Origin of the sequence: Mesorhizobium sp. WSM3868 (genome assembly GCF_002294785.1) — a bacterium.
GTDB lineage: Bacteria > Pseudomonadota > Alphaproteobacteria > Rhizobiales > Rhizobiaceae > Mesorhizobium.
This window is the reverse complement of record NZ_NSGB01000005.1, coordinates 236,841-256,152: the sequence shown is the minus strand read 5'-3', so window position 1 is coordinate 256,152 and position 19,312 is coordinate 236,841. Positions and strand designations below refer to the sequence as shown.

At 64.2% G+C, this 19,312-nt stretch carries 23 protein-coding genes; 15 read left to right on the top strand and 8 right to left on the bottom strand.

Annotated elements, in window-relative coordinates; translation table 11 throughout:
• The first annotated feature begins 12 nt into the window (after positions 1–12).
• Positions 13–198: a hypothetical protein gene (locus CK221_RS11185; protein WP_066992556.1), complete on the top strand. Its 186-nt coding sequence runs from the start codon at positions 13–15 to the stop codon at positions 196–198.
• A 100-nt stretch (positions 199–298) separates the two neighbouring features.
• The gene (locus CK221_RS11180; RefSeq protein WP_095777747.1) at positions 299–1,444 is read left to right on the top strand and encodes a hypothetical protein; all 1,146 of its coding nucleotides are present in this window, start codon (positions 299–301) and stop codon (positions 1,442–1,444) included.
• 30 nt (positions 1,445–1,474) lie between these two features.
• On the opposite strand, the gene dprA is transcribed toward CK221_RS11180, so the two are convergent.
• From dprA to CK221_RS11160, 4 genes are read right to left on the bottom strand one after another with little or no spacing between them, the layout of a single operon-like run.
• Positions 1,475–2,602: a DNA-processing protein DprA gene (gene dprA, locus CK221_RS11175; RefSeq protein WP_066992563.1), complete on the bottom strand. Its 1,128-nt coding sequence runs from the start codon at positions 2,600–2,602 to the stop codon at positions 1,475–1,477.
• On the bottom strand, positions 2,599–3,180 hold the full coding sequence (plsY, locus tag CK221_RS11170; protein WP_095777746.1) for a glycerol-3-phosphate 1-O-acyltransferase PlsY: 582 nt from the start codon (positions 3,178–3,180) through the stop codon (positions 2,599–2,601). The genes dprA and plsY overlap by 4 nt, the downstream gene beginning before the upstream one ends.
• A 55-nt stretch (positions 3,181–3,235) precedes the next feature.
• Positions 3,236–4,522, bottom strand: coding sequence for a dihydroorotase (locus CK221_RS11165; protein WP_095777745.1), 1,287 nt, complete (start codon positions 4,520–4,522; stop codon positions 3,236–3,238).
• Entirely contained in the window at positions 4,519–5,484 is a 966-nt protein-coding gene (locus CK221_RS11160; protein ID WP_095777744.1) for an aspartate carbamoyltransferase catalytic subunit, read from the bottom strand. Before CK221_RS11160 ends, CK221_RS11165 begins: the two co-directional genes overlap by 4 nt.
• 182 nt (positions 5,485–5,666) lie before the next feature.
• Here CK221_RS11160 and CK221_RS11155 point away from each other — a divergent pair, with 182 nt between their 5' ends.
• The 3 genes from CK221_RS11155 to CK221_RS11145 all read left to right on the top strand — a co-directional run bounded on the left by CK221_RS11155 (position 5,667) and on the right by CK221_RS11145 (position 8,349).
• Positions 5,667–7,295, top strand: a complete 1,629-nt coding sequence (locus CK221_RS11155) for a DNA alkylation response protein (protein WP_095777815.1) — start codon at positions 5,667–5,669, stop codon at positions 7,293–7,295.
• Positions 7,296–7,447: 152 nt separating this feature from the next.
• A complete protein-coding gene (locus CK221_RS11150; RefSeq protein WP_095777743.1) occupies positions 7,448–8,008 on the top strand; it encodes a hypothetical protein in 561 nt (186 codons plus the stop codon).
• Positions 8,008–8,349 (top strand): DUF6105 family protein, encoded by a 342-nt coding sequence (locus CK221_RS11145; protein ID WP_066992578.1) that lies wholly within the window; start codon positions 8,008–8,010, stop codon positions 8,347–8,349. The genes CK221_RS11150 and CK221_RS11145 overlap by 1 nt, the downstream gene beginning before the upstream one ends.
• Here the strand turns inward: CK221_RS11145 and ruvX are convergent.
• Positions 8,291–8,773 (bottom strand): Holliday junction resolvase RuvX, encoded by a 483-nt coding sequence (gene ruvX / locus CK221_RS11140; RefSeq protein ID WP_095777742.1) that lies wholly within the window; start codon positions 8,771–8,773, stop codon positions 8,291–8,293. The genes CK221_RS11145 and ruvX overlap by 59 nt on opposite strands.
• Positions 8,774–8,880: 107 nt before the next feature.
• Between ruvX and CK221_RS11135 the strand changes: the two genes are divergently transcribed.
• The 5 genes from CK221_RS11135 (at position 8,881) to CK221_RS11115 (ending at position 12,924) form a co-directional block, all read left to right on the top strand.
• Positions 8,881–9,588 (top strand): metal-dependent hydrolase, encoded by a 708-nt coding sequence (locus CK221_RS11135; RefSeq protein ID WP_095777741.1) that lies wholly within the window; start codon positions 8,881–8,883, stop codon positions 9,586–9,588.
• A 137-nt stretch (positions 9,589–9,725) separates the two neighbouring features.
• Entirely contained in the window at positions 9,726–10,013 is a 288-nt protein-coding gene (gene gatC / locus CK221_RS11130) for an Asp-tRNA(Asn)/Glu-tRNA(Gln) amidotransferase subunit GatC (RefSeq protein ID WP_066992584.1), read from the top strand.
• A gap of 7 nt (positions 10,014–10,020) precedes the next feature.
• A complete protein-coding gene (locus CK221_RS11125) occupies positions 10,021–10,479 on the top strand; it encodes a GNAT family N-acetyltransferase (RefSeq protein ID WP_095777740.1) in 459 nt (152 codons plus the stop codon).
• Positions 10,479–12,044, top strand: coding sequence for an amidase family protein (locus tag CK221_RS11120; protein ID WP_095777739.1), 1,566 nt, complete (start codon positions 10,479–10,481; stop codon positions 12,042–12,044). Before CK221_RS11125 ends, CK221_RS11120 begins: the two co-directional genes overlap by 1 nt.
• A gap of 82 nt (positions 12,045–12,126) precedes the next feature.
• Positions 12,127–12,924, top strand: coding sequence for a YdcF family protein (locus CK221_RS11115; RefSeq protein WP_095777738.1), 798 nt, complete (start codon positions 12,127–12,129; stop codon positions 12,922–12,924).
• Here CK221_RS11115 and CK221_RS11110 read toward each other — a convergent pair.
• Complete coding sequence (locus CK221_RS11110) at positions 12,897–13,616, bottom strand: DUF599 domain-containing protein (RefSeq protein WP_095777814.1); 720 nt, start codon at positions 13,614–13,616, stop codon at positions 12,897–12,899. The genes CK221_RS11115 and CK221_RS11110 overlap by 28 nt on opposite strands.
• A gap of 173 nt (positions 13,617–13,789) precedes the next feature.
• Between CK221_RS11110 and CK221_RS11105 the strand changes: the two genes are divergently transcribed.
• The 3 genes from CK221_RS11105 to CK221_RS11095 all read left to right on the top strand — a co-directional run bounded on the left by CK221_RS11105 (position 13,790) and on the right by CK221_RS11095 (position 16,591).
• Complete coding sequence (locus CK221_RS11105; RefSeq protein ID WP_095777737.1) at positions 13,790–15,193, top strand: L-serine ammonia-lyase; 1,404 nt, start codon at positions 13,790–13,792, stop codon at positions 15,191–15,193.
• 139 nt (positions 15,194–15,332) lie between these two features.
• Positions 15,333–15,770 carry a DUF1489 family protein gene (locus CK221_RS11100; RefSeq protein ID WP_067319848.1) on the top strand — a complete coding sequence of 146 codons (438 nt, stop codon included), beginning with the start codon at positions 15,333–15,335 and terminating at the stop codon, positions 15,768–15,770.
• Positions 15,771–15,892: 122 nt separating this feature from the next.
• The gene (locus CK221_RS11095; RefSeq protein ID WP_095777736.1) at positions 15,893–16,591 is read left to right on the top strand and encodes a molecular chaperone DnaJ; all 699 of its coding nucleotides are present in this window, start codon (positions 15,893–15,895) and stop codon (positions 16,589–16,591) included.
• Between the two features lie 41 nt (positions 16,592–16,632).
• On the opposite strand, the gene CK221_RS11090 is transcribed toward CK221_RS11095, so the two are convergent.
• A complete protein-coding gene (locus CK221_RS11090; protein ID WP_095777735.1) occupies positions 16,633–18,087 on the bottom strand; it encodes a D-alanyl-D-alanine carboxypeptidase in 1,455 nt (484 codons plus the stop codon).
• A 288-nt stretch (positions 18,088–18,375) separates the two neighbouring features.
• Here CK221_RS11090 and CK221_RS11085 point away from each other — a divergent pair, with 288 nt between their 5' ends.
• Entirely contained in the window at positions 18,376–18,705 is a 330-nt protein-coding gene (locus tag CK221_RS11085) for a phasin family protein (protein ID WP_066992785.1), read from the top strand.
• Positions 18,706–18,715: 10 nt separating this feature from the next.
• On the opposite strand, the gene CK221_RS30215 is transcribed toward CK221_RS11085, so the two are convergent.
• The gene (locus CK221_RS30215; RefSeq protein ID WP_156751000.1) at positions 18,716–18,892 is read right to left on the bottom strand and encodes a hypothetical protein; all 177 of its coding nucleotides are present in this window, start codon (positions 18,890–18,892) and stop codon (positions 18,716–18,718) included.
• Positions 18,893–18,981: 89 nt separating this feature from the next.
• Here CK221_RS30215 and clpS point away from each other — a divergent pair, with 89 nt between their 5' ends.
• Complete coding sequence (gene clpS, locus CK221_RS11080; RefSeq protein ID WP_041000825.1) at positions 18,982–19,308, top strand: ATP-dependent Clp protease adapter ClpS; 327 nt, start codon at positions 18,982–18,984, stop codon at positions 19,306–19,308.
• The last annotated feature ends 4 nt before the right edge of the window (positions 19,309–19,312 follow it).

The window sequence follows — 19,312 nt, the reverse complement described above, 5'->3', positions numbered from 1 at the left end:
GGGGAGGATAAATTGCCCGAGAAGAAGGTGATTGCCGTCAAAGACTGGACTTGCGCCATGAGTGACGAACTCGGCCGCGTGGCCCTGACGGTCAATCCGACAGACGGTGAGCCGATCCTGGTCTTGCTGACGATCTTTCAGGCGGCAAAGATGGGGCGCGAGCTGCAGTCGCCGAAACGCGTTCAGTTTTCCATCTAACTGGGGATCGAGACGTCGGCAAAGGCTGGAGCGGCACCCCAACCTTGTCGCCAGGCGGGGTGGCGGCTAAGGTCGATCCTTCCCGAAGGAGAGCTCGACCATGGCACTTGACCTTTCGGTGGATGCTTCAGCCGCTAAAGCGGCGACGCTGCCTGGCAAATATCTGTTTGGCCCGGTCGCCGATTTCCTCATGCTCGGCGGCAGCGCGTTTCTGATCCTGCCCATCCTGTTCCTGGTGCCGCTCGAATATGAAGGCCTCGTCGCTGCAACCATGGTCGTCGTGGCATATCTGGTCAACTACCCCCACTTCGCCCACTCGTACCAGATTTTCTATCGCAATTTCGGGCGCAAGGTGAGGGGCAACGGATACGAGAAGAGCCTGCAGCTTCGCTACATTTTCGCGGGCATCGTCGTCCCCCTGATCATGGCCGCGTTCTTTGCATATGGCGCGGCAAGGGCGGACACTCAGCTGCTGGGATACGCAGCCAACGCCATGTTCTTCTTCGTCGGTTGGCACTACGTCAAGCAAGGCTACGGCATGCTGATGGTCGACGCCGTCCTGAAGCGTAAATTCTTCGACAATCGTGACAAGAAGGTGCTGCTGGTCAACAGCTATGTCGTGTGGATCCTGGCATGGCTCCAGACGAACACGGCGGTGACCCAAGGGAAATATTACGGCCTGGAATATTACACATTCGCGGTCCCTTCCTGGATAACCAACATTGCCCTGCTAGCGGCCGTCGCCTCGACGGCGGCCACGGTTCTGATGCTGATCAACCGCTGGCACAGAAATGGTCATGCGCTGCCGTATAACGGCATCGTAGCCTATGTCGCGTCGCTCTATCTGTGGATCCTGATTGCGAGGATAAACCCGCTCTGGCTGCTAGTGGTGCCGGCGCTCCACTCGCTGCAGTATCTGGCCGTGGTCTGGCGCTACCAGACGAACGTCGAGCGCGACGTCGCGGATGCCGCACAAAATCCGCAACCGAAGGTACTGTCCTTTCTCGGACCTCTCTACAGGCTTAGGGTTCTGGGATTCATCGTCGGGGGTGGTGCGCTCGGATATCTCGGCTTCTGGCTTATGCCGATGGCGATGACCGCCTTGATCCCCTACGACAAGCAAGTCCTCGGGTCCTCGCTGTTCTTCTTCATCGTGCTGATCTTCATCAACGTGCACCATTATTTTCTGGACAACGTGATGTGGCGCCGCGGCAATCCTGAAGTGTCCAAATATTTGTTCCGCTAACGCTGAAGCCGCAGGTCGGAGCAGCCGGGTTCACGCCACCAGCGACACATTCCCGCCGGCATGGCGCTCGAGGCGTCCGGCGAGGTCGAGCTCCAAGAGCACCATGGCGATCTGCGCGGCGCTCAGGCCTGTGTGGCGGATGATCTCGTCGACCGCGATCGGCGTCGGGCCGAGCGCTTCCAGCACGTCGGCGCGTTCGTCTTCGCCGGGCGGCGGCATTGCCGACAAGTCGGGCGCCTCGGCGAGCGGCATGGTCCTTGGCGGGCGAGTGCCAGCCAGCGGTGCCAGCGCGCCCAGAATGTCGGCCGCTTCGGTGACGAGCGTGGCGCCGTCCTTGAGCAGCGCATTGCTGCCGGCGGCACGCGGGTCGAGCGGCGAGCCCGGAACCGCGAAGACCAGTCGGCCCATCTCGCCGGCCAGCCTGGCGCTGATCAGCGAACCCGAGCGCTGTGCGGCTTCGACCACGACGAGCCCGAGCGCAATGCCGGCGACGAGGCGGTTGCGGCGCGGGAAATCCTGCGCTCGCGGCTGCCAGCCGAAGGGCATTTCCGAAACGATGGCGCCGCCGCGCTCGGCGATGTCGTCGCACAGACCGGCATTTTCCGGCGGGTAGGGCACATCGAGGCCGCCGGCCAGCACTCCGACCGTGCCGGTCGAAAGGCTCCCCTGATGCGCCGCGGTGTCGATGCCGCGTGCGAGGCCGGAGACGATGGCGTAGCCCTCGCGACCGAGGTCGCTCGCCAGCATGCGCGCCATCTTGATGCCGGCGAGCGAGGCGTTGCGGGCGCCGACGATTGCCACCGCAGGGAGACGGAACACCGCGCCTTCACCCTTCACCGCCAACAGCGGCGGCGGGTTGTCCAGGGTCTTCAGCAAAGCGGGATAGTCTGCTTCGCCGATGCCGACGAAGCGGGCGCCGGCGCGCCGGGCCGCTTCCAACTCCGCCTCGGCTTCGCCGGCGGAGGGAATGCGAGCGATGCGGTTGGCGCCGCCCGAGATCATCAGCTCGGGCAGCATTTCGAGCGCGGCTTCGGCCGAGCCGAAGCGGTTGATCAGTTCGCGAAAAGAGGCAGGGCCGACATTCGGCGTGCGGATCAGGCGAAGCCAGGCAAGCCGTTGCCGCTCGCTAAGCCGCGGGCCGGCGACCGGAGCACTCACCCCTTCGCCCCGATCTTGCCCTCGGTGCCGGCGAGCAGCCGCGAGATGTTGGCGCGGTGCTTGACGAAGACGATCAGGCTCATCAGCGCGAACAGGCCGGCGATCTGAGGCGTGCTGATGAAGTAAAGCGCGATCGGCACGACCACCGTCGCCGCGAGCGCCGCGAGCGAGGAGTAGCGGAACAGGAAGGCCATGGCGAGCCAGACAACGGCGAAGACAACCATGCCCTGCCAGGCAAGCCCGAGCAGCACGCCGAGGTAGGTGGCGACGCCCTTGCCGCCCTTGAATCCTAGCCAGACCGGAAAGAGATGGCCGTGGAAAGCGCCGAAGCCCGCGAGCAGTCCCAAGTCCGGCGAGAAATGTCCGGCGATCAGCACTGCCGCGGTGCCCTTCAGCGCATCGAGCAGCAGCGTCGCAGCGGCGAGCCCCTTGTTGCCGGTGCGCAGCACATTGGTCGCGCCGATGTTGCCTGAACCGATCTGGCGGACATCGCCGAGACCGGCCGCGCGGGTAATCAAAAGCCCGAACGGGATCGAGCCGAGCAGGTATCCGAAGATCAGTGCGAGCCCGTAACCCATTGTCCCCCACCTATTTCAGCCGATCCAGCTGCTTCCGGCTTTGGTCGATTGATGTTCAGGCCGAAAACACTGTGCGGCCCGCCACCATGGTTTGCAAGACTTTGCCCTGGAGGCGCGCGCCTTCGAAACAGGTGTTCTTCGACCGCGAGCGCAGGCCGCTCTCGCTGACGATCCAGGGCTCGTCAAGATCGACCAGCGTAAGATCGGCCGCGCCACCCGGCTTCAGCGTGCCGCCGGGCAGGCCGAACAGTCTTGCCGGCGCGGTGGACAGGGTCTCGACCAGCCTGAGCAGCGGCACATCGCCATTGTGGTGGAGCCGAAGTGCTGCGCCAAGCAGCGTCTCCAGCCCGATCGCCCCGGCGGCGGCATCGGCGAAAGGCAGTCGCTTGGTATCAACGTCCTGCGGGTCGTGCGAAGAGACGATGATGTCGATCGTGCCGTCCTTGATCGCCTCGACCATCGCCAGCCGGTCGTCCTCGGCGCGCAAGGGCGGGGTGAGCCGGAAGAAAGTGCGGTATTCGCCGACATCGTTCTCATTGAGCGACAGATTGTGGATGGCGACGCCCGCCGTGACATTGGCGCCGTCGGCCTTTGCCCGGCTCACCGCGCCAACCGCCATCGCAGTCGAGATCTTGGCGGCGTGATAGGCGCCGCCGGTCAGCCGCGCCAGCGCCAGGTCCCGCTCCAGCGGGATGAGCTCGGCCTCGCGCGGGATGCCGGAAAGGCCGAGCCAGCTCGCATAAAGCCCCTCGTTCATCACGCCGGCCGAGGCAAGGTCGGCATCCTGGGTTTCATGCGCGATCACGCTACCGAAATCGCGGGCATAAGTCAGCGCGCGGCGCATGACCAAGGCGTTGGCGATCGTGTGTCGACCATCGGTGAAGGCCACGGCGCCGGCTTCGCGCAGCAGGCCGAACTCGGTCATCTCGCGGCCGTAGAGACCCTTGGTGATTGCCGCCGCTGGGAAGATGTTGACGCTTGCGGTGTCCCTTGCCGTGCGCAGCACGAATTCGACCAGCGCCACATTGTCGATCACCGGATTGGTGTCAGGCATCATGACGATGGAGGTGACGCCGCCGGCTGCCGCAGCGACGCTTGCCGAGGCGATGGTCTCGCGGTGCTCACCGCCGGGTTCGCCGATGAAGACGCGGGCATCGATGAGACCCGGAATAATCGTCTTGCCGGCGCAGTCGATGACGACAGCGCCTTCGGGCGCGCCTTGGTTCAGCGCCGCCTTGCCGGCGGCGACGATCCGGCGGCCGTCGACGATGACGGCGCCGATCTCGTCGACACCGCGCGAGGGGTCGACGATGCGGGCCTTGTTGAAGAGCGTCACGCTCATGCGCCGCGTCCCTCCTGGTTGCGGCGCGGATCTAACAGCGCTTGCATAACCGCCATGCGCACGGCTACGCCCATCTCGACCTGTTCCTGGATGACGCTCTGCGGCCCGTCGGCGATCTCCGAGGCGATCTCGACGCCGCGGTTCATCGGCCCGGGATGCATGACCAGCGCATCCTCCTTGGCCGCTTTCAGCTTCTCGGCGTCGAGGCCGAAATAGCGGAAATATTCACGGATCGACGGCACGAAAGCGCCTTCCATGCGCTCGCGCTGCAGGCGCAGCATCATCACGACGTCGGCGTCCTTCAATCCTTCCGCCATCGAGCGCGACACGATCACGCCCATCCTGTCGATGCCCGCGGGCAGCAGCGTCGAGGGTGCGACCACCCGCACCTGCGCGCCGAGCGCGTTCAAGAGCATGATGTTCGAGCGGGCGACGCGCGAATGCAGAATGTCGCCGCAGATCGCCACGATCAGCTTCGACAGCGGGCCCTTGGCGCGGCGGATGGTCAGCGCGTCGAGCAGCGCCTGCGTCGGGTGCTCATGTGCGCCGTCGCCGGCGTTGACCACCGAGCAGCCGACCTTTTGCGCCAGAAGTGCTGCCGCGCCCGCCGACTGATGGCGGATGATCAGGATATCCGGACGCATGGCGTTGAGCGTCATGGCGGTGTCGATCAGCGTCTCGCCCTTCTTCACCGAAGAGCTCGCCACCGACATGTTCATGACGTCGGCCCCGAGCCGTTTTCCGGCGAGCTCGAAGGACGATTGCGTGCGGGTCGAGGCCTCGTAGAAGAGGTTGATCTGTGTCCGGCCGCGCAGCGTCGAGGTCTTCTTTTCAGATTGCCGCGAGATCGAGACGGCCCGGTCGGCGCGATCGAGCAGCAGCTCGATATCAGCGGGGGAAAGATCGCGGATGCCTAGAAGATGGCGGTGAGGGAACAGCGGCAGGGACGAAGCGTCGGTCATCTCAAGGCGCTGCTATAGGGTGCGGTCCGGCCAGCCGCAAGCGCCAGCTTTGGATTGCGCGCGTTCTCCCCGGTATTTTCGTCGCGCGCCTTGCATTGCTTGGCTATAAGGCCCGATGGCTTCGGATTCGCGACCGCGGCCTTGAGATGGTAAGGACCTCTCTGCCAACTGAAGGATTGGGCGTGACTGACGAGGTGATCAACCAGCCGCCGCCACTGACGGGCGGCAACGCATGGCGGGGCGATCCGTTGCTCATCCAGCTTGCCGAGCGTTTTTCCGATTCCGTCCGCAAGGATCTGGACGGGCTCGGCAGGTTCGTCATGACGCAGGAAGCACAGGAACTTGCCCGGCTCGCCAACACCGACACACCGAAGCTCAGGACGCATGACCGCCAGGGACGACGCGTCGATCTGGTCGAGTTTCATCCCGCTTATCACGCGCTCATGCGACGCTCGGTTGCCGGCGGCCTGCATTCCTCGGTTTGGGAAAACGGCGATGCCGAGATCGGCCGCCGGCATCAGGTGAGGGCGGCGCGCTTCTACCTGACCGCGGAGCTCGAGACCGGACATCTTTGCCCCATCACCATGACCAGCGCTTCGCTGGCGGCGCTGATGGCGAGCCCAAAGCTGTTCCGCGAATGGGCGCCGCGCGTGACAACGCGCAAATACGACCAGAGCCAGAAGCCGCCGGTGCAAAAGACCGGGCTTACCCTCGGCATGGGCATGACCGAGAAACAGGGCGGCACCGACGTGCGCGCCAATGTCACAAAGGCCGAGCGCGCGGGAAACGGCTTCTATAGGCTGACCGGGCATAAATGGTTCATGTCGGCGCCGATGTCCGACGCCTTTCTCGTGCTCGGGCAGGTGCCGGAAGGGCTTTCATGCTTCCTGGTTCCGCGCATCCTGGGCGACGGCTCGGGCAATGGCTTCCGCTTCCAGCGCCTGAAGGACAAGCTCGGCAACCGCTCCAATGCCTCGTCGGAGGTCGAGTTCGTCAATGCCATCGGCGAGATGGTCGGCGAGCCGGGCGCCGGGATCAAGACGATCATGGACATGGTCACGCTGACCCGGCTCGACTGCGCCGTCGCTTCGTCAGCGCTCATGCGCGCCGGGCTGGCCGAAGCCGTCCACCACGCGCGCCATCGCCAGGTGTTCGGCACCAATCTGGTCGACCAGCCGCTGATGCAGCGGGTCCTCGCCGACATGGCGCTCGACGTTGCCGCCGCGACGGCGCTGTCGTTCCGGCTGGCGCGTTCCTTCGACGAGGCGGCGAGCGATCGCGGCGAGGCGGCCTTTGCCCGCGCCATGACGCCAGTGGTCAAATACTGGGTATGCAAGATTGGGCCGGCCTTGCTTTACGAGGCGATGGAGTGCCTCGGCGGCAACGGCTATGTCGAGGAAGCGCCGCTTGCCCGCTATTACCGTGAGGCTCCGGTCAACGCGATCTGGGAAGGCTCCGGCAACGTCATGGCGCTCGACGTGCTGCGTGTGCTTGGCCGCGCGCCAGGCCTGTTCGAGGAGGTGCTGGCCGGCATCGACCGCGACCTCGGCGCCGGCGGGCGGGGCACCATCGGCGTGCTCAACGCGGCCATGCAGGTGGCTTCGACCGACCAGGGCTCGGCGCGCCTGCTGACCGAACAGCTGGCGCTTTCGGCGGCGGCGGCGGAGCTGCGCCGGCTGGGGGCAGGGCGGATCGCCGACGCTTTCGTCGAAACAAGACTCGGCGGCCAATGGCGCACCACCTACGGCATGCTCGATTCGCGCCATGACGCGCGCATGATCATCGACACGCTCTACCCGCCACTGAGCTGAGCAGCCCGAAAGGCGTTCGATCGCCGGCCTGTGGATTGTCGTTAACCTTAACGAATGGTTTCCATTGCGGGGAGGCTTCGCGGAGCCCACTCTGTCCACCGGAGTAGGGAAATGTTAACCATGACGATCCCGTGCTCCCAGGCAGGAAGCGCATGCGGCACGTTTTGACATCATTTCTGGCCTTGCATTGGGCGGTCGTCTTCGCCCTGCTGGCCTACATCTGCATGGATGGCAATCGCGGCATCGCGTCGGCGCTCGGCGTGCTTGGCGTCTCGCTGCAAAGCAGCCGTTTCCCGGATCTCGATCATGCTCTCGTCGTGGCGCCGCTCGCGGTCGCTCTGCTGATCGTCGCGCTGCTGTTCTGCTGGGCCTTCGTCGAGACGCTGCTCAACATCGCGACAAGGCCGGATGCGGGCGATACGGTGGTGCGGATAGCCTTCATCTCCTCCTCCTTCCTGCTTTCGGTGATTCTCGTCGGCGGCGCCGCGCAAGGCATCAACGGGCTGTTCATGGTCGTCGCCATCCAGATGACGGCGCTGCTCGCCTCTTATGTCGCGGTGCTCGCCGAGCGACGCTCGGCTCTCGCCGCGATGACCTTGCATGAAAGCGAAGCCCGCCTGGTTTCCCATCGCATGGGGGCGGGCGTCGCGCACAGCTCGCTCCTGTCCCGCATCTCCAGCCGGCCGGAAACCAGACCCGGAGGTCGCCGCTGATGCGCGCCTTGTTCGCATTCTGGGCGGCCCCGCTGGTCCTGTTCTGGGGCTGGTTCTTCCTGTCTCTCAACGACATCAATTTCGGCTACGTGATGCTCAGCCGCCAATTGCACGACCTGGTCTTCCAGCTTTACGGCCAGATGCTCGGCGTCGATCCGGGAATCATCCCCGGTATGGTGGCGCGGGCCTGTGTGTTCGACAGTTTCCTGCTGCTCGGGCTGGTGGCATTCCGCCGCCGGCGCCAAATCGCCGAGTGGATCAGGCGGCGCCGGGAAGGCCCTGTCAGCCCCGATCAGCTCGGCCGAGCGACTGGAGTCGGTCCAACGCTCCCTGCAGAATAAATGCCGCCGCCGCCGAATCGATCTTGCCGGCGCGCTTCTTGCGCGAGAAATCCATCTCGATCAGCGTCCGTTCCGCCGCGACCGTCGACAGCCGCTCGTCCCACAGCACGAAGGGCAGGTCGGACAAGGCGGCCAGGTTGCGCGCGAAGGCGCGGGATTTCTGGGCGCGCGGTCCTTCCGATCCGTCCATGTTGACGGGAAGGCCGAGCACGATCGCGCCGACATTGTCCTTCTCGAGCTGAGCCAGCAACTGGGCGGCATCGAGCGAAAACTTCTTGCGCAGGATGACCGGGCGCGGATGGGCGAAGGACAGGCTTCGGTCCGACACCGCCACGCCGATCGTCTTGTCGCCCAGATCAAGCCCGGCGAGCGTGCGGCCGCCCGCGAGAAGTGCCGGCAATTCCTCGATGCTTATGATGCCCAACCGCTCGTCCTGGTTAGTCGCCGCGCGGCTTTTTTGATCGGCCGCGGACTTTCAATTTGCTTTCGGCGTTCTATCCTTTGGCAACGAGAAAATCGAGGAATCCCTTCATGAAACTGACCTGGTATGGACATTCGGCATTCCGCATCGAGACCAAGGACGCCAACATCCTCATCGACCCGTATCTGGTCGGCAATCCGTCTTGGACGGGCGGCTGGGAAAATCCGGCCGAAGGGGTGACGCATGTTCTTCTGACCCATGGCCACAGCGATCATATCAGCGGCGCCGCCGAGGTGCTGAAGAAGAGCGGCGCCATGCTTGTCGCCAATTTCGAGATCTGCATGTATTTCGTCGGCCAGGGGGTCAGCGATAAGAAGATAAACCCCGGCAATATAGGCGGTACGGTCGATTGCGGTCCCTTCACCGCCACTTTCGTCCAGGCTTTGCACTCCTCTTCGTTCGGCGGACAAGACGGCACCAACACCTATCTCGGCAATCCGGGCGGGCTCGTGCTGCATTTCCCGGAGGACAAGACGCTCTACCACATGGGCGACACCGACATCTTTTCCGATATGGGGCTGATCAACGAATTGCATGAACCGAAGATCGGCATCGTGCCGATCGGCGATCGCTTCACCATGGGCGGCGCGGTGGCTGCCCTAGCCTGCCGCCGCTTTTTCCGCTTCGATACGGTCGTTCCCTGCCATTTCGGCACCTTCCCGATGATCGACCAGACCGCCGACAAATTCGTCGCCGGCATGGAGGGATCCGGCGTCAAGGTGGCGCTGCCCGAGATCGGCAAGGCGATCACGATCTAGGCGTTCGTCCTATGTAGTAGGGTACACTACCTAGAGCGGCGCCCGAAGCACCGCATCCCGGTCGGCGGCATGATCTATGTTGCGCCGCAAGCGCGGCGCCGCTATAGCCCGCACTGGTTTTCCCGAGGCAAATAGACATGTCCGTTGATCTTCAGACCGTGAAGCGCGTCGCGCACCTTGCCCGCATTGCGGTGAGCGAGCAGGATGCCGAGCGCATGACAGGCGAGCTGAACGCCATCCTTGGCTTCGTCGAGCAGTTGAACGAGGTGGACGTCTCCGGCGTCGAACCGATGACTTCGGTCACGCCGATGGAGATGAAGAAGCGGCAGGATATGATCACCGACGGCAACAAGGCGGTCGACATCGTCGCCAACGCGCCGGCCACGGAAGAGAATTTCTTCCTCGTTCCCAAGGTCGTGGAGTAAGGGCAGGATGGCCGTCGAAATCGGCGTCGAGACGCCCTTGCAGGACGACGTGCGCGCGCTGGTCGCAGAACTCAACACCGCGCTGCTCGAACTGACGCCGCCGGAACATTGCTATCACCTCACCGTCGAGCAGATGGCTAGCCACGACACGACCGTGTTCGTCGCCCGCGACGCTGGCCTTGCGGTCGGCTGCGGCGCGCTGAAGCGTCATGCCGACGCGGTCGGCGAGGTCAAGCGCATGTACACGCGGCCGACGCATCGCGGCCAGAAGATCGGTGCCCAAATCGTTGCGCGGATCGAGGGTCTGGCGCGGCAGGAAGGCCTGAAGCGCCTGGTTCTGGAGACCGGCGATCGCCACCCTGCCGCCTGGGCCGTCTACGAACGCGCGGGGTTTTCGCGTTGCGGCCCGGTGCTGGATTATCCCGACTCGGAATGGTCGGTGTTTTACGAAAAGAGCCTTACCTGATGAGCGATCTCACACATCTCACCATTTCCGAGGCCCGCGCCAAGCTGCGCGGCAAGGAGATTTCGGCTGCCGAGATCACCGAAGCCTATCTCTCGGCGATCGAGCGCGCCAATCCGGTGCTCAATGCCTATGTCGCGGTGACCGGCGACAAGGCGCGCGAGATGGCCAAGGTTTCCGACGCGAAGCTCGGCAAGGGCGAGGGCGGGGCGCTCGAAGGAATTCCGCTCGGCATCAAGGATCTGTTCGCCACCGAAGGCGTCCACACCCAGGCCTGCAGCCATGTGCTCGACGGTTTCCAACCGCGCTACGAATCGACCGTCACATCCAATCTGTGGGCCGACGGCGCCGTTATGCTCGGCAAGCTCAACATGGACGAGTTCGCCATGGGCTCCTCCAACGAGACCTCCTATTACGGCCCGGTCATCAATCCTTGGCGGCGCTCGCGCCTCGACACGGTGGTGACGCCGACGACGCATCAGGGCGACGGCGGGTTTGTCTCGGCCGGCGGCGCGAAGACCGCGCGGACGTTGGATAACGCCCAGCTAGTGCCGGGCGGCTCCTCCGGCGGATCGGCTTCCGCGGTCGCCGCCTTCCTCTGCGCCGGCGCCACCGCGACCGATACCGGCGGCTCGATCCGCCAGCCGGCAGCCTTCACCGGCACCGTCGGCATCAAGCCGACCTATGGCCGCTGCTCGCGCTGGGGCGTGGTCGCTTTCGCGTCCTCGCTCGACCAGGCCGGTCCGATCGCGCGCGATGTGCGCGACGCCGCGATCCTGTTGAAGTCGATGGCCTCCTCCGACCCGAAGGACACGACGTCGGTCGACCGGCCGGTGCCGGACTACGAAGCGGTGATCGGCAAGCCGATCAAGGGCATGAAGGTCGGCATTCCGAAGGAGTACCGCGTCGACGGCATGCCCGAGGATATCGAGGCGCTCTGGCAGAAAGGAATTGCCTGGCTGAAGGATGCCGGCGCGGAGATCGTCGATATCTCGCTGCCGCACACCAAATACGCGCTGCCGGCCTACTACATCGTGGCGCCGGCCGAGGCCTCGTCCAACCTCGCCCGCTATGACGGCGTGCGCTACGGGTTGCGCGTGCCCGGCAAGGACATCGTCGACATGTATGAGAAGACGCGCGCCGCCGGCTTCGGCCGCGAGGTCAAGCGCCGCATCATGATCGGCACCTATGTGCTTTCCGCGGGTTACTACGACGCCTACTACCTGCAGGCGCAGAAGGTGCGCACGCTGATCAAGCGCGATTTCGAGACCGTCTTTGCTGCCGGTGTCGACATCATCCTGACCCCGGCCACACCGTCGGCTGCCTTCGGCGTCGCCGACGAGGACATGAACGCCGATCCGGTGAAAATGTATCTCAACGACATCTTCACCGTGACGGTGAACATGGCCGGGTTGCCGGGGATATCGGTGCCCGCCGGCCTCGACGGCAAAGGCCTGCCGCTCGGCCTGCAGCTCATCGGCAGGCCGTTCGACGAGGAAACGCTGTTCCAGACCGCCCACGTCATCGAACAGGCCGCGGGCAGGTTCCAGCCGGACAAGTGGTGGTAGCGTTGTCCCTCATTTAGTCCGTTAGCGTTGTGGCGTCCTTTGCGCGCCCAAAGGACGCGCGGCGCCGTAATGGGGTGACGGAATGTTCTACTATCTTTCCAAGATCCTCTGGTTTTTCGTCCAGCCGCTCAACCTGGCGATCTTCCTGCTGCTTGCCGGTCTGCTGGCGGCGCTCTTCCGCCGCCCTCGGCTGGCCGGCACCGGCAGCGTGCTCGCCTTCCTGATCCTCGCGCTTTCGGCCTGGACCTCGCTTGGCGCAATGATGCTCAATCCGCTGGAGGAACGCTTTCCCAAGCCGCCGCTGCCGGACAAGGTCGATGGCATCGTCGTGCTCGGCGGCGGTTTCGAGGGCGCGATCAATCTGGCGCGCGGCGGCTATGAGCTGAACAGCGGCGGCGATCGCATGGTCGAGACGGCGATCCTCGCCAGGCGTTTTCCGCAAGCGAAAGTGGTCGTCTCCGGCGGCAATGGCGAGCTTTTCGTCGACGGCGAGGGCGATGCCGACACCGCGCCGCGCCTGCTTGGCGCGCTGGGGGTCGCGCCCGATCGCCTGATTCTTGAGAACAAGTCCCGCAACACGTACGAAAATGCAGTCTTCACCCGCAGGCTGGTCGAGCCGAAACCGGGCGAGACATGGCTGCTGGTGACGTCTGCCTTCCATATGCCGCGCGCCAAGGCGCTGTTCGACAAGGCCGGTTTTCCAACCGTCCCTTGGCCGGTCGATTACCGGACCTCAGGCAAGGAAGGCATCGGACTGTTCCGCGACAATCCGGCCGATTCGCTGCAGGCGACCACCATGGCGATCCGCGAATGGATCGGGCTCTCCGCCTATTGGCTGTCGGGCCGCATCGATCAACCTTTCCCGGCGCCGGGCGGCTGACCAAGCACTGCCTGGCGCGCGGCCGAGAAGAACTGACGGCGCACAAGCACGGCAAGCAGCACCAGCGTCGACAGCACGAACACCGTCGGGCCGACGAACGAGCCGAGATAGCCGATCGAGAAGAAGACGGCGCGCAGGCCGGAATTGAAATGCTTGCCGGCTAGCACGTTCATGCGGGTGGCCCGCCACACCGCCGTCCCGCTGACCGGATTACGCGAGGCCCCGCCATGCGGGACCGGCACGGCACCAATCAGGATCGAGCAGTAGTTGAACAGCCGGTAGGCCCAGCCGAATTTGAAGAAGGCGAAGGCGAGGATCAGCACCAGGCCGAACATCTTGGTCTGGAAGGCCTCGCGGGAGAATGCGGAGGCCAACGGCAGGTGAGCCATTATGGTTAGAACCCGGTCGGAAGCCCCGAGAAGGGCAAAGCAGCCGCCGAGCGCGATCAGAGAGCTCGAGGCAAAGAAGGCGGTGCCTTGCTGCAGCCCGGACATGATGGCGGTGTCGACTATGCGCACCTCGCGCTCGGCCATGTTGCGCATCCAGGCTTCGCGCTGAGCGTTCATGGCCGTGGTCAGCGACACGCGGCTAACGAGCTTGCCGTCGGAGGCCAGCGTATGCAGCACCCAGACGGCTAAGAAGAAGCCTAGAGCGGCCAAGTCTGCCGCCGAAAGATGAAGGGAATCGCCCATACGTTCTTTTACCACAGGCCCGGCGGGCGCTTCGACGGCGGAAGCAAGCGGATACATGTCGCTGCCGGAGCAAACAAGGTCGGCTGACGCCGCGCCGCGACATGCAAAACAGCGGAAACATCGCGAGAATTCCTATATGTAAGTTTTGAGCGGCCTCCAGGAGACAGCGGCGCGTGTTCCTTTCGGTTTTCGACCTGTTCAAGATCGGTATCGGTCCATCGAGTTCGCATACGATGGGGCCGATGACGGCTGCCCGGCGTTTCCTCGACGAAATCCTCGCCGACGACTGGCCGCGCCCGGCCGGCGTCAAGGTCGATCGGATCGGCGCCAGCCTGCACGGCTCGCTCGCTTATACCGGCATCGGCCATGGCTCGGACCGCGCCGTCATCCTCGGCTTGGCCGGCGAGACGCCGCAGACGGTCGATCCGGATGAGGCGGATAGCATCGTTGCCCGCATCGGAACGGAGAAACGGATTTCACCGCGTGGGCATCCGGCCTACCGCTTCGACCCGGCCAAGGATCTGGTGCTCGACCGCAAGACGCCGCTGACCGGCCACGCCAACGGCATGGCCTTCTATGCCTACGATGCGTCCGACCGGCTGCTGCTCAAGCGCATCTATTATTCAATCGGCGGCGGCTTCGTCGTCTCCGAGGAAGAGTTGCAGCGCATGAAGGCCAAGGGCTCGGTGACGACGGAAGGCAAGAAGGTGCCTTATCCGTTCAAGAACGCCGTCGAGATGCTGGCGATGGCGGCCAAGAGCGGGCTTTCGATCGCCGAGATGAAGCGGTCCAACGAGGAAACGCATATGTCGCGCGAGGAGCTGGACGCCGGCCTCGACGCGATCTGGAGCGCCATGAAAGGCTGCATCGACCGCGGGCTGTCGCAGGACGGCATCATGCCGGGCGGACTGAAGGTGCGGCGCCGCGCACGCCAATTGCATGACAAGCTGCAGGAGCAGTGGCAGCAGAACCGGCCCAACCCCTTGCTCGCCAATGACTGGCTGTCGATCTATGCCATGGCGGTGAATGAGGAGAACGCCGCCGGCGGGCGCGTGGTGACCGCGCCGACCAACGGTGCCGCCGGCACGCTGCCGGCGGTGCTGCGCTACTGGCTGCATTTCCATCCCGAAGCCGACCAGCCGAGCATCCGCGACTTCCTGCTGACGGCCGCCGCCGTCGGCGGCATCATCAAGTCAAACGCTTCGATCTCGGGCGCCGAGGTCGGCTGCCAGGGCGAAGTGGGATCCGCTTCGGCAATGGCGGCGGCCGGGCTTTGCGCGGTCATGGGAGGCACTCCGGAGCAGGTCGAGAACGCCGCCGAAATCGCGCTCGAGCACCACCTCGGCATGACCTGCGATCCGGTCGGCGGCCTGGTGCAGGTGCCCTGCATCGAGCGCAATGCGCTGGGCGCGGTCAAGGCGGTGACAGCCGCCTCGCTCGCCATCAAGGGCGACGGCACGCATTTTGTGCCGCTCGATGCTGCTATCGAGACCATGCGCCAGACCGGCCTCGACATGAACGAGAAATACAAGGAAACCAGCCTCGGCGGACTGGCTGTCAACGTGGTCGAGTGCTGACCTTGCCCTTTCCACCGGCGGGCTTGGTTTGCCGAAGCGATCGAAACGGCCACGCTGGCCTCACGATCTGGCTGAAGTCGGCCTGTGCATAATCCCGCTTGGCGTTGAATGCCTCCGGCGCTGTCGCTAGATTGCGGGCATGTCTCTCAATCTCGTCAAACTCTGCGTCGGCTGCGACAGCGTCGAGGACCTGGAAGAGTGGATCGCCTTCCGTCTCGACGAGCGGTGCCGCGCCGGCGAGCCGGCCGAGCACTGGCACACCACGCGCATGGTGCCGACGCGCGGTGGGGAGATCACCGATGGCGGCTCGCTCTACTGGGTGATCAAGGGCAACGTCCAATGCCGGCAGCTGATCACGGAGATCCGGCCTTTCGTCGACGGCGAAGGCATCGGCCGCTGCCATCTCGTGCTTGATCCCGAAGTGGTGCGAACCGACTGGCAGCCGCGCCGCGCCTTCCAGGGCTGGCGTTATCTTAAGCCCTCCGATGCGCCAGCCGATCTCGGCAAGGGCAGGGCCGCATTGGCCGAGATGCCGCCGAAACTGCGCCTGGAGCTTGCGGAACTCGGCCTGCTCTAAGACTGCAGGTCCTCATCTTCCGCTTGCTGGCCCTTCGAGCGGCCCGGTGTGGGGCTTGCAAGCACCGCCCCTGCGCCACATCTTGATTTCGATGCACAATCATTTGGATGGCGGTGCAAACTATGGGCGTGATCATCGCATTGGCAGCCGTGCTCCTGGTGCTTTTCGGCGCCGCGACAATCTTTGTGCGTGCCGACGCAGCGAGGATGGCGGACAGTCTCAGAACGCTTGGGCCCGCGCTGTTGGGCCTGATCGGCGCGACGATGCTCGTGGTCGGCCGCAGCAGCTTTGGCGGCCTGCTGATGATTGCGGCTGCAGGCTGGTATGCCTGGATGCGGGCGAGGCGACCGCCACCGAAACTTGTCGCGGCCAAACGCTCAACCGTGCGCACCGCGGCTCTCGAAATGGAGCTCGACCACGACAGCGGCAAGCTCGAAGGCCTTGTTCTCGCCGGCCATTATGAGGGGAGAATGCTGAGCGCCATGGAGATCGCCGAGCTGCAGCAACTCCATGTCGAGCTGCGGCCGGACCCGGAGAGCCGCCAGCTGCTAGAGACGTATCTTGACGGCCGTTTTCCCGTCTGGCGCAAGGACGCGCAGCCGGACAGTGGCGAAGGGCTGGGTGTTGCGCCAGGTGCGGGCGCCATGACTAAGGAGGAGGCCTACAAGATCCTTGGTCTTGAAGCGGGGGCTGCCGCGGCGGATATCCGCAAGGCGCACCGCCGCCTGATGCAGCGCCTGAACGCCGATGTCGGCGGCACGTCTGTCCTGGCGGCGCGGATCAATGAAGCCAAGGACGTCTTGCTCTCCAATCACGACTAGTCTCCTTCGACGCGGAACTTCCCGGGAGGTTCAAAAGCCGCCTATTGCTGGACGGCGTAGCACTCGATCTTCTTTCGCTTCAGGGCGTCGCAAGCTTTCCAGGCTGCGTCCTTCGAGCCGAAACCGCCGAAGCGGGCGCGGTAGTAGGTGACGCCGCCCTTGTCGAACGCGACCGTGAAGCCCGATGCGTCGGCCAGCACCTTCGGCGCCTGCTTGGTCGTCTTGTCGAGAAGCGCCTGAGCCCCCGATTGCGTCGGCGAGGACGCGACCTGCACCACCCATCCCGACGGCAGCGAGGCCGTCTTGACCGGATCGATGGCCGGGGCGGCGGCTGCCGCCGGCTCGGCGTAAGCGGCAACCGTCGGGGACGTGGCTTCGGGCTGTGATGCGGTTTCGGTCTCTGAGGTGGTTTCTTGGGGCGCGGGTGCCGGAGCCATGGCGGCCACCGCAACCGTCTTCACCTTCCTGACCTGGATCACCGGCTCGGTTTCCTCAGCGACCGGCGCGCTGTAATCGGCTGACGCGACTTCGGTGTCGTCGACAGCCGGTTTTTCGTCCGGAGTCGGCGCGTCATGCTTGGGCAGGAGGACCTTGGCCAGAGCCTTGATCGGATTGCCGCCGCCCGCCTTGGCGATCAGGTTGCCGCCGCCGCGGGCCGAGGCGCGCGGCAGATAGGTGTTGATCAGTGAAGCCATCTGGTTGTCGCGGCTGCGGCCGGAAGCGCCGCCCATCACCACTGCGACGAGGCGGCGATCGCCATCGGCGACTGAGGAGACCAGGTTGTAGCCGGAAGCGCGCGTGTAGCCGGTTTTGATGCCGTCGACACCCTTGATGCGGCCGAGCAGGCGATTATGGCCGTTGATGCGCTGGCGGCCATAGAGGAACGAGCGCTGCGAGAAATAGCCGTAATATTGCGGGAAGTGCTCGCGGAGCGCGATGCCGAGCATCGCCATGTCGTGCGCCGTGGTGAACTGGCCCGGGTCGGGCAGGCCATTGGCGTTGCGGAAGACAGTGCCGTTCATGCCAAGCTGGCGTGCCTTGGCCGTCATCATGCGGGCAAAATTGTCTTCGCTGCCGCCGAGCAACTCGCCCAGCGCGGTCGCCGAGTCGTTCGCCGACTTCGTCACCATCGACAGGATCGCGGTCTCGACCGGCACCGACCCGCCGGCGCGCACGCCGAGCTTGGTCGGCGGCTCGGACGCGGCATGGGCCGAGAACGGCACCGGCGTGTTCTTGCCGATCCTGCCCTTCGCCAATGCCTCGAAGGTGAGGTAGAGCGTCATCATCTTGGTGAGCGAAGCCGGATAGCGCCGGCCGTTGGCGTCAGCCGAATAAAGCACCCTTCCGGTCTTGGCGTCGACGACAATCGCGGCAGACTTTGCCGCCATCGCGGAGGCGACGTCGGCGGCGACAATCGTCACCGCGAGCGCGGCAATCATGATCGCTTTGAAGGAGAATGAAGATTTGGAGACGAAGCCCGACAACGCCTGACGCACCGTTACTTACCCTGAATTTTCGTTGCCCCGGAGGCGGCAGAGGGGTGCCTGCCTCACTTGCGGCCAAGCTATCGCGGTCAGCGTTACCAATCCGTTTATGGTAACCGCCGCGTTCACCATTTTCTGGCGATTTGAGCCTCTGTTTATTCGAACTTTAGCGGTCGCTGTCGCGCGGAGCCCTTGCGGCTCAAGGCAATCTTGACTTTTGTGCAGCGCACAATATATTCCGGTGCATTGCACAAGGGCGCCCGGGGCTAAATGGGCGTTTCAACCAAGGGAAGGCATGAAATGACCCAGACCTATGAGGACTTCGCGAAATACGGCAAGGAGTTTGCCGACACCGGGCTGAAGAGCTTTGCCTCGCTCACCAAGGGTGCGCAGGCGATCGCGACCGAAGCCGGCGAATACACCAAGAAGAGCTTCGAGGCCGGCAGCGCCGCCTTCGAGAAGCTGTTCTCGGCCAAGTCGATCGAGAAGGCCATCGAGATCCAGACCGACTACGCCAAGCAGAGCTACGAGAGCTTCGTGGCCGAGGCCAGCAAGATCGGCAATCTCTATGCCGAGCTCGCCAAGGAAGCCTACAAGCCGTTCGAATCGGTCGTCGCCAAGGCGAAGTAATTTCGTCCGATCACATCGGGCAGGCTAGCCGGCCCGCAAAAACAACCCGGTCGCGGAAACGCGGCCGGGTTTTTTCATGCGCCGCCGCAACCACCCGCGCCTTGCCGCATTCACGATTGAGAAATTCGCTGAAGTTTGCGTACCTAGCCATATTGTCAGCTAAACAGAAGGGCTTAAAATCGGCCATCGAAGACCTACATGTTGAACTCGCATGAGGATTCGAAAAGGCAGGACTACGTGACGATCGGTTTGACTGCCACGGCAGGCGTGGTGCGAATGCAAGGTGACGGCGACCGCAACGATCCCGGTCGCGGCACGGCGGTCATCACGCGCACCAAAACCAAGACAAAAAAGCCCAGCCTCTACAGGGTCCTCATCCTTAACGACGACTACACTCCCATGGAGTTCGTGGTCCACGTCCTGGAGCGTTTTTTCCAGAAGGACCGCGAGGCCGCCACACGCATCATGCTGCATGTTCATAATCATGGAGTGGGCGAGTGCGGGGTCTACACATTCGAGGTGGCCGAGACCAAAGTGTCTCAGGTCATGGATTTCGCCCGACAGAATCAGCATCCGCTGCAATGCGTGATGGAGAAGAAGTGAGGTA